12 protein-coding genes are annotated in these 13,442 nt (G+C 72.9%); 7 read left to right on the plus strand and 5 right to left on the minus strand.

Annotated features, from left to right (window positions below; all coding sequences use genetic code 11):
- Positions 1–89 precede the first annotated feature (89 nt).
- Positions 90–3,218, minus strand: coding sequence for an Eco57I restriction-modification methylase domain-containing protein (locus NAEX_RS51265; RefSeq protein ID WP_170136281.1), 3,129 nt, complete (start codon positions 3,216–3,218; stop codon positions 90–92).
- A 163-nt stretch (positions 3,219–3,381) separates the two neighbouring features.
- Positions 3,382–4,053 carry a class I SAM-dependent methyltransferase gene (locus tag NAEX_RS35675; protein ID WP_096331934.1) on the minus strand — a complete coding sequence of 224 codons (672 nt, stop codon included), beginning with the start codon at positions 4,051–4,053 and terminating at the stop codon, positions 3,382–3,384.
- Between the two features lie 135 nt (positions 4,054–4,188).
- Between NAEX_RS35675 and NAEX_RS35680 the strand changes: the two genes are divergently transcribed.
- Both NAEX_RS35680 and NAEX_RS35685 read left to right on the plus strand, forming a co-directional pair.
- Positions 4,189–5,067, plus strand: coding sequence for a LysR family transcriptional regulator (locus tag NAEX_RS35680; RefSeq protein WP_096331935.1), 879 nt, complete (start codon positions 4,189–4,191; stop codon positions 5,065–5,067).
- Positions 5,068–5,096: 29 nt separating this feature from the next.
- A complete protein-coding gene (locus NAEX_RS35685; protein ID WP_143825692.1) occupies positions 5,097–5,690 on the plus strand; it encodes a hypothetical protein in 594 nt (197 codons plus the stop codon).
- 121 nt (positions 5,691–5,811) lie between these two features.
- Here NAEX_RS35685 and NAEX_RS35690 read toward each other — a convergent pair whose 3' ends face one another.
- On the minus strand, positions 5,812–6,579 hold the full coding sequence (locus NAEX_RS35690; protein WP_096331937.1) for a MerR family transcriptional regulator: 768 nt from the start codon (positions 6,577–6,579) through the stop codon (positions 5,812–5,814).
- 98 nt (positions 6,580–6,677) lie between these two features.
- Positions 6,678–7,154, minus strand: a complete 477-nt coding sequence (locus tag NAEX_RS35695; protein WP_096331938.1) for an NUDIX hydrolase — start codon at positions 7,152–7,154, stop codon at positions 6,678–6,680.
- Positions 7,155–7,224: 70 nt separating this feature from the next.
- Here NAEX_RS35695 and NAEX_RS35700 point away from each other — a divergent pair, with 70 nt between their 5' ends.
- The 5 genes from NAEX_RS35700 (at position 7,225) to NAEX_RS35715 (ending at position 11,613) form a co-directional block, all read left to right on the plus strand.
- Entirely contained in the window at positions 7,225–7,827 is a 603-nt protein-coding gene (locus tag NAEX_RS35700) for a hypothetical protein (protein ID WP_096331939.1), read from the plus strand.
- A gap of 147 nt (positions 7,828–7,974) precedes the next feature.
- Positions 7,975–8,322 carry a hypothetical protein gene (locus NAEX_RS35705; protein WP_096331940.1) on the plus strand — a complete coding sequence of 116 codons (348 nt, stop codon included), beginning with the start codon at positions 7,975–7,977 and terminating at the stop codon, positions 8,320–8,322.
- Positions 8,323–8,582: 260 nt separating this feature from the next.
- Positions 8,583–8,741, plus strand: a complete 159-nt coding sequence (locus NAEX_RS51270) for a hypothetical protein (RefSeq protein ID WP_170136282.1) — start codon at positions 8,583–8,585, stop codon at positions 8,739–8,741.
- A 19-nt stretch (positions 8,742–8,760) separates the two neighbouring features.
- On the plus strand, positions 8,761–10,080 hold the full coding sequence (locus NAEX_RS35710; RefSeq protein WP_170136283.1) for an HlyD family secretion protein: 1,320 nt from the start codon (positions 8,761–8,763) through the stop codon (positions 10,078–10,080).
- A 492-nt stretch (positions 10,081–10,572) separates the two neighbouring features.
- On the plus strand, positions 10,573–11,613 hold the full coding sequence (locus tag NAEX_RS35715; RefSeq protein WP_096331942.1) for a lipase family protein: 1,041 nt from the start codon (positions 10,573–10,575) through the stop codon (positions 11,611–11,613).
- Positions 11,614–11,677: 64 nt separating this feature from the next.
- Here NAEX_RS35715 and NAEX_RS35720 read toward each other — a convergent pair whose 3' ends face one another.
- A complete protein-coding gene (locus NAEX_RS35720) occupies positions 11,678–13,303 on the minus strand; it encodes an alkaline phosphatase PhoX (RefSeq protein ID WP_096333838.1) in 1,626 nt (541 codons plus the stop codon).
- Positions 13,304–13,442 lie beyond the last annotated feature (139 nt).

Raw genomic sequence — 13,442 nt, forward strand, 5'->3', positions numbered from 1 at the left:
ACTGCGATTGTGCCTGCGTGGAACTGGCCCGTGTCCGCGGAGGTGCGGCTGCACGAGCGTCGCCGGCGGCGAGGGCGTGAGCCCCCGGTTCAGCTTCCCGGACGAGGAGCGACGGTCGCGCTCGCCGGCCGCTCGGCGCGCCGCTGATTCAGCGCCAGGAGGCGCCCCAGCAGCTCGTCGGCGAACGCCGCCGGCCACTCGAGGCGAATCGTCGGTCGCGTGATTCGCCCGCTCTCGTCGCGCCGGCGAAATTCTGCCTCGGCCTGCGCGGCCAGGTCGGTCCAGCCGTAGGCCGCCAGCACGGCCCGGTCGAGCGCCGCGTGCAACTCGCGCAATTCGGCGACGTCGCCGGCGCGGTCCTCCGGGTCGTGGAAGCGGTTGTAGAGGCTCGTCAGCCCGTGGTCGCCCGCGATCATGCAGCGGCGCCGGCATTCGTCGTAGCTGCGCCCGGCGTCGGCCAGCGCCGCGGAATGCTGCCACCCGGCGGGGAACGGGAACGTCTCGAAGCAATCGGAGGGGTTGTAGCGCGGGTCGGCCCGCAGGCTCGAGCCTTGCGTCAATGCCCACAGCTCGTGGACGCGCGACTGCAGCACCGCCAGCGACGCGTGGTCGTCGAAGGTGAATACGTTGAGGGCGTTGGTGAACACCGCGCGCGCCTCGACCAGCGCGAAGGTGACGTACTTGGCGACCACCGGGCAGACGAGCACCCTCGCCTTGCCCGCGATCGCGCGGTACAGCCCGACGCAGGCCTCGTTGTACAGCCACCAGCGCTCGCGCCGGGCCTTGCGCTTGTCGAGGGCGCGCCGCGGCAGCACCCGCTCGCGGACGATCGCCATGCACTGCGCATACCGCTCGGCCTCGGCGAGCGAGAGCCCCGTGAAGTTGATGATGAAGCCCGCGGGCCGCTGCTGCGGCGACGCGGTGAAGGTGCTGGCGTTGAGCACGGGCCGGATGCACGCGGCCTCGTGCGGCGCGGCGCGGATGATGGCGTCGCGCTGCTCGGCCGTCAGCAGAAAGCCGGTGCCGCCGAAGTCGACGCCCTTGTAGCTCTCCTCGGCGCGCTCGCGCAGGCGCACCGCCGTCCACGCCGCCCGCGGCCGCCGCAGGTCGGCGCCGATCTCCGCGACCACCTCGCCGTCGAGCCGGCGCTCGCCCGGATCGCCGCCCTTGGCGACGAACACGTGGGCGACGCGGACGCTGGCGCTCCCGTCCCACTCGGCGCTGCGCACCGCCTCATAAATGATGCCTCCGGCGCGCAGCAGCGGCTCGAGCCCGGTCGCCCGCGTGTCGGCCTCGGCGATCGAATTGGTGGTGACGAACCCGAGCGCGCCGCCGCGGCGCAGCAGGGCGAACGAGCGCCGCAGGAAGTAGGCCGCGAGGTCGCTGTTGCCGTGCGAGCCCGGGTAACAGCGCAGCAGCCAGTCGCGGTAGCGGTCGCCGAACGCGCGACTGATGCGATTGCCCCAGAAGAACGGCGGGTTGCCGACGAAGCCGTCGAAGCCGGGCGGGTCGCGGGCGAACACCGCCGGGAATTCGAGCTCCCAGTGGAATGGCAGCACCGCGGGTACGCCGGCGGCGAGGCCGGCGGCGAGGCGATCGAGGACCGCGAGCGCGGTGAGGTCGCCCCGCCGGGCCGGCTCCACGGTCGCGCGGGCCAGCCGCTCGCGCTGCTCCTCGCGCCGCCGGTCGCCGTCGTGGGCGAAGAACACGGCGACCGCGGCGTCGCCGACGCGTCGCGCCCGCTCGCGCGCCGATGCATGGACGCGCTCGCCGGAGGCCGCCGGCGGGCGCGGTCGCTCGGGGCCCGACCGATGCACCCGTTCGCAGGCGCCCGGGGCAGCGGGCGGGCGCGGTGGTTCGGGGCCCGAGGAATGCGCATTGTCCGTGGCGTCCCGGGGCGTTCGCGTCCGCGCTCGGTCCGAGGAATGCACCGCGTCCGCCGTCGGCGGGCGCACCGGCTCGCCCTCCGACGAATGCACCGACGCGCCGACGGCGCGGCCGGTCGGCCCGCGCGCGTCGGGGTCCCACGAGAACGCCGCGATCTGGGCCGGGCCGAGCCCGACCAGCGCGTCGCCGCAGCGCACCGCCGCGGCCATGAAATGGCGCAGCGACCCCTCGGCGCCGGTCAGCAGCCACAGCGAAAGGCGGGTCAGATCGACGGCGCACGGGTCCTTGTCGACGCCGTACAGACAGTGCAGGGCGACCTGGCGCCGCGCCAGCGCCCCGGCGTCGTCGGCCGGCGGAATCACCACACCGTGATCGCGCCAGGCCTGCTCGAGCCGCTCGCCGAGCTGGCGACATGCGGCCAGCAGGAACGCGCCGCAGCCGGCCGCCGGGTCGCACAGCTTCAAGTCGAGCAATTGCCCCGGCGTCGGCCGCTCGCCGAGCGCCGACAGCAAGGGTCGCAATGCAACGCGCACGATCGGGTCGGCGAGCCCGCGCGGCGTGTAGTGAGCCCCCGCCCGCCGGCGCTCCTCGCCCGGCTGCAGATACAGCGATCCCGGCGGCAGCACTTGCATCGCTCGCGCGCCCCGCCGCTCGGCGACGGCCGCCGCCACGTCCGCGGGCGTGGTCGCGGCCGCGAGCGCCGCCTGCAGCGAGGCGTCGAGCACCCCGCCCGCGGCGGTGAACCGGCGTGCGCGCTCGGCTGGCGCATGGGACAGGAGCTCCGCCAGATCGACGACGCCCGGACGCGCGACCAGGCCCGGCCCGCGCGTGCGCAGGAGGCGGTAGTCGATCAGCGCCTCGTAGACCCCGCCGAGCGCGTCGAGGTCGAGCGCGCCGTACCAGCCGCGCGGGTCGTCCATGCCCCGCAAGGCCCGCAGGGCCCGCAGGACGGCGCCGTCGCCCGGGCCCGCGAGCAGGCGCGAAGGCTCGTCGCCGCCGAGCTCCCGCACCCGCGCGAGCAGCTCCGGCCACGCCGTCCGCCGCTGCGCGAGCGCGTCCGCATCGCCGGCAGCGTCCGCGTCGAGGCGCTCGCCGAGGCCGAACAGCGAGTCATCGGCCAACAGGCCGCGCGCCTCCGCGTGCAGGCGAAACACCGACCGCGTCACCAGACCGATGAGGTCGCGCTGCAGCGGTCGGAGGTCGTCGTGCGGGGCCGTCGCGTCGGCCGGAAACCCGCCCACGAGCTCGCGGAGGGCCTGCAGCGCCATCGCGGCGAGCGCCGGCGTCGCCACGGACGCGGCGAGCGCGGTGCGTCTGCCGGAGCGGGGCAAGGGCCCGGCAGAGTATCACGAGACAGGCCGCGGTCGAGCGAGGTCGACGCGCAGCCCGAGGTCGCCGCCGGCGGTCGGCGCCAGCCACGAACGGTGCATCGAGCTGCGGTTCGTCGACGGCGACGGCGTCGTGAACGTGATGACGTTCTCCCTCTGCGGTCGCTCAACGATCCGCAGGGCCGCGCCTGCGTGCCACGATGAACGGTCGGCGGTCCTTGCCCTTGGTGCCGTGGTGCTCGACCGCGAGGATCTCGAGGCCGTGGCGCGTCAGGGCGGCTTGCAGGTCGGGCGCCCGGAAGCACAGCACGGGCGGGGCCTTGCCGAGCAGGCGCATCGCCGGCAAGAGCACCTTGGAGAGCAGCGGGTTCATGTCGGCGAGGCAGGGCGTCTTGGAGATGAAGAGCCCGCCGGGCGCGAGGGCGCCGAGAGCCGAGGTCAGGGCCGCGTCGAGGTCCGCGACCAGGTGCAGGACGTTGAACGCCAGGACGACGTCGTAGCAGGCCTGACCGAACACGGGGGCATCGGCGTCGGCGACCTGGAACTCGAGGTTGGGCTGCGGCCCGGCGGCGAGCTTCTCGCGGGCGATGGCGATCATCTCCGGGGACACGTCGGTGGCCACGAGGTGCCCGCAGCTCGGCGCGAGGTGCAGGGCGGTGGTGCCCGTGCCGCAGCCGATCTCGAGCACCCTGTGCGTCGGGGCGAGCAGCGCCCGCGTGCGGGCGAGCGTCGCCTCGTAGCCCGCCATGTCCGCGATCGGATCCGCGGCGTACTTGCGGGCGATCTTGTCCCAGAAGCGGGCCTTGGCCGCCGCGGGGCGGTCTGCCGTCACGGCCATGGGGGAGGAAGGAGTACGGGGGTGGACGGTCCCTGAGGTCATGGTGGAGGCGCCTCGCGGCGTGGTGCTGGAATCCTACCCATGCAGGGCGCGAGGAAAAGTGCGGTATTTTGCAGGCCGCTTATGCATCTACGTATGGATCACCTCGACTGGAACCAGCTGCGCGCCTTCCTCGAGACGGCCGAGACGGGGTCGCTCTCGGCCGCCGCGCGCAAGCTGGGCCTGACGCAGCCGACGCTGAGCCGCCAGGTGGCCGCCATCGAGCAGCGGCTGGGCGTGACCCTGTTCGAGCGCGTCGGCAAGGCCATGCTGCTCACCTCCACGGGCCTGGACTTGCTCGAGCACGCCCGCACCATGGGCAGCGCGGCCGAGGAGCTGGCGCTGGTCGCCACCGGGCGCTCGCAGGCGGTCGAGGGCGTGGTCTCGATCTCGGCGAGCGACGCGGTGGCGGCCTACCTCCTGCCACGAGCCATCCACCGCATTCGTCAGGTCGCCCCCGGCATCGTCGTCGAGGTCGTCTCGTCGAACGCCCTCAGCGATCTACGCCGCCGCGAGTCCGACATCGCGGTTCGCCACGTGAGCCCCGACCAGCCCGATCTGATCGCGCGGCTGCTCCGCGAGGCCACGGCCAGCTTCTACGCCTCCGAGGCCTGGGTGGCGGCGCACGGCCACCCCCGCACCGCCGACGAGGCCGTGGCGCACGACTTCATCGGCGCCGACCGGTCCGGCCGCTTCCTCGAGTACCTCCGCGCCCACGGCCTCCCGCTGACGCTCGCCAACTTCCCGCTGTACTCGGAGAACGCGGTGACCGCCTGGGAGCTGGTGCGCCAGGGTCTCGGGATCGGCGCGATGATGGACGACATCGCTCGCCTGACGCCAGGAGTGGTGCGGGTGCTCGAAGCGCTGGCCCCCGTGCGGTTTCCGATCTGGCTGGTCACCCACCGCGAGTTGCGGACCGCCCGCCGGATCCGCGTGGTGTTCGACGTGCTCGCCGAGCTCCTGACCGCGCCTTGACCTCGACGCCGGGCGCGTCCGCTCCTGCGGTGCGCGAGCGGCCCCCTCGTGCACGCGGCGATCTTGGTACGATGGCCACCATGGGAACTCAGTACGGGGCCATCGTGCATGGCCGGCGCGGCGACACCGACGTGACCTCCACCGTCGAGGCGCGCTCGGTCGAAGGCGGACGCTCCGTCGCGCTGATCGCGGTGCAAGGCACGCTCGCCACCCCCTCGCTCGAGAGCGTCAAGGGGGCCCTCGCCGGCGTGACTCGCGTGACCGAAGGGGCCGCCGCGACGCTGGCGAAGGCCGCTCCTCCGCCGCCCTATGCCTCGGGCGTGGCTGTCGTGCTCCTGTTCGCCGACGTCGCGCACGTGGCGGCCCACGGCGGCGCCCGCTGCTACCGCGAACGCGGCGGCGTCCTCGAAGAGCTCGCCGCAGGGGTCCACGACGCGCAGCCCGGCGACGCCTTCGTCGCCGCGAGTCACGCCGGCTTGCAGGTGGGTCGCGCCTTCTTCACGACAGCGAGCCGGGCCGCCACCGACGCCGAGTTCCGCAACAACGCCCTGGACGCCGCGCTCGAGGCCGCGCTCGCCCCTTACTCGACCTTCGTCGCGGTGGCCGCTGCGCGTCTTCCTTGAAGCGCACTCGCTGCGCCTCCACGCGGCTCGGCGCGGCGGCGCCGAGCCGCGTACGCCACCCCCAGGAGCCGCGCCCTCGGCAGGCTGCCCGCGGTGGACGACCACCGGTCGCGGCGCTCGTCTAGGCCGGCGGCTTCGCGCGATCGGCGTTGGCGGCGAAGGCCGCGGCGGCGTAGGCGGCGAGGCCAGGACGCGTCTTGTCGATGTTGGCGGTGAAGCGCGGGTCGTCGACGTAGAGGCGGCCGAGGCCGCGGTGAAACGCATGGGAGCAGGGGTAAAACCAGCGGTCGATGTGCTGGCGATGGGCCTCGGCGGCGTCCATCGCCTCCGGAGCGTCGGGCGCGACGCCGGCGGTCATGAGGTCGGCGAGGCGGGCGAACGTCGCTTCTGCCTCGCTCTTGATCTGCTGCCAGTCTTGCTTCGTGTAGCGGGCGGTGCGGCGCTTCGACTCCTGGTAGGCCTCGGACTGGCCCCAGCGTTGTTCGACCTCGGCCTCGTAGGCGGAGGGGTCGAAGCCGTCGAACATCTGGATCATCTCTTCGCGGGTCATTGGTTCCTCATTTCCGAGGCGAGCGAGGGCGGCATCGACGGCGCTCAACAGGGCGTGCAGTCTCGCCGCCTTCTCGCTCAGCAACTGTCGCTGCATGCGCAGCGCCGCCGCGATGTCGAACTCCGGGTCGCTCAAGGCCCTGCGGATCTCTTGCAGCGGGATCTCGAGCTCGCGGAAGAACATCACCTGTTGCAGGCGAGCGAGGTCGGCGTCGTTGTACAGCCTGTAGCCGGCAGCGCTGCGTCCGGACGGACGGAGCAGGCCGATCTCGTCGTAGTGATGGAGCGTGCGCACGCTGACTCCGGCGATTTCGGCGACCTGACTGACGGTGAGTGCCATGGTTTTGCCTCGCGTCCTCGGCATGGGCATAGCCCCTCACGTCGCGTGAGGGTCAAGCGGGTGGATCGGCCCCGGCGGTCGTGGTGAGGGACAGGGCCTCACGTCGCGTGAGGGTCGAGCGAGTGCAGGCGCGCGAGCTCGTCGAGGAGGTCGACCTGGGCGGGGTTGATCTTGGTGCGCGCGGCGGCGAGCGAGAAGAAGGCGGCGCGATCGACCTCCGGGAAGCTCTGGCGCTTGCCGGAGCGGGGCGGCCACTCGATCTCGAAGGTGTTGCTGCGCAGCGCGGCGGGGTCGCAGTCGCCGCGGCAGGCCCAGGCGTGGACGACCTTGCCGGCGCGCTGGCGGATCGGCGACAGCGCGACGAAGGGGCCGGCGAGCTCGACGCCGGTCTCCTCGGCGAACTCGCGCCGGGCGGCCGTCAGCGGGTCCTCGTCCGGGCCGAACTCGCCCTTGGGGATCGTCCACGCGCCGGCGTCCTTGCGCGCCCACAGCGGGCCGCCGGGGTGGACGAGCAAGACCTCGAGGTCGGGGCCGTGGCCGCGGAACAGCAGGATGCCGGCGCTGTGCTTGGGCATGCGGGGAGTGTAGCCCGGGCGGGCGAGCCTCGCGCCCGCGCGCGCGTCGGCGGCATAGACTGGGCCGGCGATGGATGCTCCGGGCCCGTTCTTCTTCCTGGTGCGCGACGGGGTGGTGCCGCCGGAGCTGCTGACGCCGCTGCTCGCTCGCCTGCCGCCGGAGCGGTTCGTGCGGACGAGCGTGCGCGACGGCGAGGGGTTCGACTCGCAGCGCTGGCCGGTGGCCCGTGACGCGGCGCTGGCTCGCGTGCTGGCGCAGCGGTTCGCCGAGCCGGAGGTGGCGCCGGCGCTGGTCGAGGTCGAGGCGGCGGCCGGGGACGCGCCGCGGCTGCGCTCGCTGATGCGGCGCGCGGCGGCGCGGTGGGCCGCGGCGGCGGGCGGGAACCCGGCGCTGTTCCAGCAGTGGTGGCGCGACGCGACCGCCGACGACCTGGCGGTGTTCGCCGAGCCGCCGTGGCCCGTGCGCGCGGCGTGGGTGGTGCTGAACCTGTGCTCGGCGTACCACGCGGCGGCCGACGGGCTGTACGCGTTTCACGTGCAGCGCGGGCTCCCCGGCCCGAGCGCCGAGGCGGTCGTGCAGTTGGTCGAGCAAGCGCTCGCCGACGGGTGCCTCGACGTCGCGGGGCTGGTCGCGGCGGCAAGCGAGCTGGTGGTCGATGAGGCGATGTCGTGAAGACTGTTCGGTTGAGCGCCGGCGAGCTGTCGTCGCGGTAATCTGCGTTGCACGGGCGCCGGCGTGCCCGGGCCGCTCTTCCTCACGCGTGATTCGCAGGTCGTGCGAGCTTGGGTCGGCCGTCTGTGTTAGCCTGGCTCGGCTTCCATGCGCGTGGTGACCGGCTGGAGAATCGCGTTGGCGCTGCTGATCGCAGTCTCCACCGCGCTGCTGTTCGCCACCGGCGCGCGGATGCGGATCCTGGAGGGCGCGAGCGAGGAGGTCTGCTCCGCCGGGCAACACGATGTCCCGGTGGTCTCGCGCCAGCAGGATTCGTTCGATCGTTCGGCCCGGCGGCACGAGACCGATCCGGTCCTGCCGCCGCGGTCCGACGATGACGCGATTGTCATGAGCGACGCGTTCTCGGCGTGGCCGTTGCCGGCGCCGAGCGCGGCGCCCCGCACGCGCGTGAGGACGACGCAGCAGGCGCGCGGGCCCCCGACCGGTCGGTGTTGAGTCGCGCCGAGCGCCCGGAGTCTGCCGCGTCCGCCGATGATTCGTCGGTGGTTCGTCGCAGCATGTGATCTCGCATCATCACCCACCCTTGTCGGCTCGCGTCGGACCATCCGGTCGATGCGGTGTCAGGCCGCGCCTTGGGTCTTCGCCGACCCGGCGACATCCAACCTGTCCTTCGCTCGCCCGAGCCGTCCGCGGCCCGTGGCTGGGCTTCGCATTGCCCGAATGCGAGGCCGTGGGCCCGTCGCTCCCCTCCGCCGATGCACTCGTTGTCCGATCCGCCTCGAATCCCCGCGCGCCTGCTCGAATCGTGGGCGGGCGTCACCGGCCACGCGCTGTCGCTCCATGCCGCGAGCGCCGCGGCAGGCGGGGACGTGCTGTCGCGCTGCGATCACCGGCGCGTGCTCGCCGACTGCTGAGCGCGGAGACGAGGTTTCGATGGACGCACCGATCCACATCGTCCCGCAGTTCGACGTGACGCGCGCCAGCCTGCTGTCGGTCCGCCAGCCGCGGGGGACCGAGCTGGCGATCCGGCTCTTGATGCTGGCGCTGCTGCTGTTCGTGGCCGCGCTGGCGCTGGTGCCGTGGCAGCAGAGCGTGCCCGGAGAGGGCCGCGTGATCGCCTACGCGCCGCTCGACCGCCAGCACGCGATCGAGGCGCCGATCGACGGCCGCCTGCAGACCTGGCACGTCGAGGAGGGCACGCACGTGAAGGCCGGCGACCCGATCGCGGACGTCAGCGACAACGACCCGGAGATCCTGGCGCGGCTCGAGCGCGAGCGGCTGGCGATCGAGGCGCGCAAGCTGGCGGCGCAGAGCGCGGTCGACGTGGCCAAGGCGAAGATCGTGGCGCTCGAGCTGAGCCGCACGGCGCAGTCGTCGTCGGCGGAGCTGCGGGCGCGGATCGGGCGCGACCGCCAGGACGCGGCCCGGCGAGCGGTGGACGCGGCGGTGTCGGCCGCCGAGACGGCGCGGCTCAACCTCGTGCGCACGCAGGCGCTGTTCGACGAGGGGCTGGCGTCGTCGCGCGACCTCGAGCTGGCGCGGCTCGAGCAGGCGACCAGCGCGGCCCAGCTCGACACGGCGAAGGCCTCGCTCAAGGCGAGCGTGCGCGAGATCGGGGCGCTCGACGCCGACGCCGACGCGGTCGACACCAACGCGCGGGCCACCATCGAGGAGGCGCGCAGCGCCCACGCGTCGGCCGAGAGCAACCTCGCCGCCGCCGAGGCCGACCTGGTCCAGCTCGAGGTCCGGATGGCGCGGCAGCGGCGGATGAAGATCGTGGCGCCGCGCGACGGGACGATCCTGAAGCTGATCGGCCGCCACGGCACCGACATGGTGGCGGTCGGCGACGTGATCGCGACCTTCGTGCCCGACATGGGCGCGAGCGCGGTCGAGCTGTGGGTGGCCGGCAGGGACGGCCCGCTCATCGCCCCCGGGCGGCACGTCCGCCTGCAGTTCGAGGGCTGGCCGGCGGTGCAGTTCGTCGGCTGGCCGTCGGTCGCGGTCGGCACGTTCGGCGGGGTGGTGGAGTTCGTCGACGCGCTGGCCGACGAGAGCGGCCGCTTCCGCGTGGTGGTGTCGCCCGATCCCGACGATCTGCCGTGGCCCGACAACCGCTGGCTGCGCCAGGGCGTGCGCGCGAACGGCTGGGTGCTGCTCGAGCGGGTCCAGCTCGGGTTCGAGCTGTGGCGCCAGATCAACGGCTTCCCGCCCGCGCTCGCCGCGTCGCCGGACGGCGGCGGCGAGGCGTCGTGAGGGGGAAGGCATGTCTCGAAGGACAGGTGGCCGAGGGGCGAGGGCGTGGTGCGCGAGCTCGACCGGGCGCGGCGGGGACGACGACGCGGACGGTTCCGCGCGGCCGCGGGGGGACGGCTGCGAGCGTCGCCCGCGTCGCGCGGAGTCGAGCGGCGCGTCGCGGGCGCGCGGGGCCGAGGCGGCCCGGGAGGTCTCGGAGAGAATATGCATAGATGTCCGATTGGACATTAAACATAGGCGCCTGACTCGCCGGTCCGCGGCGTCGGGCGGCGCCGTCCGAGCCGCCGCGTCGCCGGCCGCGGGGCCGGAGCGCTGGCGCGCGCAGATCGGGGAATATCGGGCTACGACGCACATTCGCAATCGTCGCCTCGCTCGAATGTGAGCCGCGGGCGGCGCGGCCGACATGACGTATTTTTTATCGTTGCACCGCGATCCGAGCGATCCAAGAACCTCGGTCGAGTCCGGAGCCAATACCCGGATCGGAGGCGAAACATGCGGCTCGAACATGCATTCACGAAGTGCCCGGGGACCAAGCAAGGCGATCCGGCGGAACACCTCATCGACGGGGTCAACGAGGGCCAGTACGACCACGGCGTGGCGGAACTGCTCTCAATCGCGTCGGCCTGGTCCTACGCGGACCTGGGGACCTACACCGAGAAGCTGTGCCAGATGGGGCTCGACGGCGAGGTCGTGGGCGTCTGCGCGCGCAACGAGGCGATCCTCGTCGACGCGGCGGCCTACCTGTACCAGAGCGCCGACAAGCGGCTCGGGATCCTCACCCTCCGCGGCGTACAGCAGGATGACATCATCCCCTGGCTGACCGACCCGCGAGGGAGGATGACGCCGTTCCCGATGGTCGGTTCGGCCCATGGGGGCCTCTATCGCAGCGGCATGGCCCTCTGGCCGACCCTGCGCGAATTCCTGGCGGCGTTGTACACGGGCAAGCCGCTCGGCAAGCGGCTGACCGAGCTGTCCCCGAAGAAGCCGGGGAAGCGGCCCGAGAGCGAGGTCGAGCAGGTCGGCAAGAAGAAGCCGACGCTCGAGGCGCTCTACATCACCGGGCACGGCACGGGCGGCTCGCTCGCCGGTATGGCGACGGCCGGTATCCATATCGACCCGAAGTTCGCGCCGATGCGCCAGCTGGTGCGCGGATTGTATGCCTACGGCCCGGCGATGTTCGCCGACCCGACGCTCGCCAGGACCCTCAACAAGCTGTTCGGCGAAAAGACGTACCGCTTCATGTACGAGAACGACTTCGTCACGAAGATGCCGCCGCGCTCGGTCGGGCGCTACGAGCACTTCGGCCGGCAGCTGGTGTCGTCCAGCCGCGACGGGGTGTGGGTCGAGGAGATGCGCCTCGATCGCCAGCTGCGGGCCCACCTGACCGCGAACGTGATCGGTGCGGTGGCCTACGCGAAGGACGCGATGTACCTGTCGATGATGACGCCGATGCGCTACGCGTGGGGCGACCACTCGCCGACCAACTATATGCGGATCTCGCGGAACGCCTACGTCGGCCTCGGCCATCCGTGAGCGGCGAGGGCGGGCTCGAGCGCGGCTCGAGCCCGCCCGGTCGATTGTGCAGAGCGCGGAGCGGTCAAACGTCGCCGGGCTCGCTCGGCGCCGCAGGGCGAGTGACGCCGCGCAGGACCGCGACGCCGGCGGCCGCGAGCGCGAGGTCGGACAGCGGATCGCTGCCGGTCGCGTCGCAGCCGCAGCCGGCCGGGTCGCCCTCGGCGCCGCCGCTGTCGCCGGCGCCGGTCGCCGACGCTTCGCCGGTGGTGCCATCGGTGTCTCCGGTGGTCGGCGCGGGGCCGGTGGTCGGATCGCCGGTGTCGCCGTCGGTGCCGCCCTCGCTGCCCGCCGAGGTGGTGGGCGCGGGGCCGGTGTCGTCGCCGGTGGTGCCGTCCTCGCCGGTGGTGCTGCCGTCGTCGCCGGTGGTGCCGGGCTGCTCGACCGCGGGGAAGGGGCCGCGAATGGCGAGGGTGAGGCCGTCGCCCTGGATGTTGACGAACAGGGTCTTGCCGTCGGGCGAGAAGCAGACGCCGGCGAACTCGCTGTCGCTCTGGGCGTTGCGGGCGAAGTCGTAGACCTCGCCGGTGGGGGCGAGGACGCGGACGAAGTTGTCGCCGTCGCCGTCCTCGGCCATGAACACCTCGCCCCACGGGGCGACGCAGATGTTGTCGGGCATGTCGAGCAGGTCCTTGTCGTCGGAGCGGGCCAGCAGCTCGAGCGTGGTGCCGCGAGCGTCGTCGACGAGCTTGAAGATCTGGCCGCCCGCGGCCGGGCCGCCGCTGGTCGAACAGACGTAGACCGCGCCCTCGAAGTACCAGATGCCCTCGCCGCGGATGATCAGCGCGGCGCCCTTGTCCTGGGCCTCCTCGCGCAGCGTGTCGCCGGCCGGGTCGGGGTCGTCGATGTCGACCCATTCGCACTCGACGAGCTCGGACACGTCCATGGTGGTGGTCAGGAAGTTGTCCTGACCGACGACCTTGAGCGCCTGCAGCTTGCCGGTGAACGGGTCGGCCCTGTCGGTGGGGACGAAGCGGTAGAGACAGCTGTCGGCGCGGTCCTCGGTGAGGTAGGCGACGAGCGTGTCGGGGTCGACGCAGGCGGCCTCGTGATTGCATCGACCGTAGCCGACGATCCGCCGCGGCATCTGCACGGTGTCGGCGTCGGTCCGGCACAGGAACACGTAGCCGTGGCCGTCGTCCACGTTCTCCTCGCAGCTCAGCCAGCCCCACGGGGACAGGCCGCCGGCGCAGTTGCGGATCGTGCCGACCAGCACGAGGTTGCTCGCCAGGACCTCGAGGGTGTCGGCGGCGAGCACGGTGCGCGTGACGCCGCCGACGGCGGCCGGATCGTAGGCCTCGGGCGGCGGGTCCTGGCCGTCGCCGTACGGGGTGTCCGAGGCGTCGGGGCTGAGCTCGTGGTTGCGCATCAGGATGATGGTGTCGTCCGGTCCCGCGAACGCGCCCATCGCGTCCGGTGAGCCCGGCACGCGGTAGCCGTCGGTCATCGCGTCGCCGGTCTGACTGATGATCGTGTAGGAGAACCCCGCGGGTAGATCGAGGACGCCCTCGGGGTCGGGGACGAGGGCGCCGTAATCGGCGCGCGCGGTCCGATGATAGGAGAACACCAGCGGCAGGGACGCGGCGGCGGCCGTCGCCGCCCCGCCGCGCAGGAAGGCGCGACGCTTGAGCATGAGGTCGTAGGGACGCATGGCGCGCATCCTGGTGGACCGGCAAAGTGCTGACAAACGACGTCTCGAGCGATGATTCGACGAAAATGTCACGACCGCAGAGCGAATGTCACGAGTCGACGGCGCGCGGGCGCGCGCGTGACCCGGTCGTCACGCAGGC

Origin of the sequence: Nannocystis exedens (assembly GCF_002343915.1) — a bacterium.
In the GTDB taxonomy this organism is placed as follows: Bacteria; Myxococcota_A; Polyangia; order Nannocystales; family Nannocystaceae; genus Nannocystis; species Nannocystis exedens.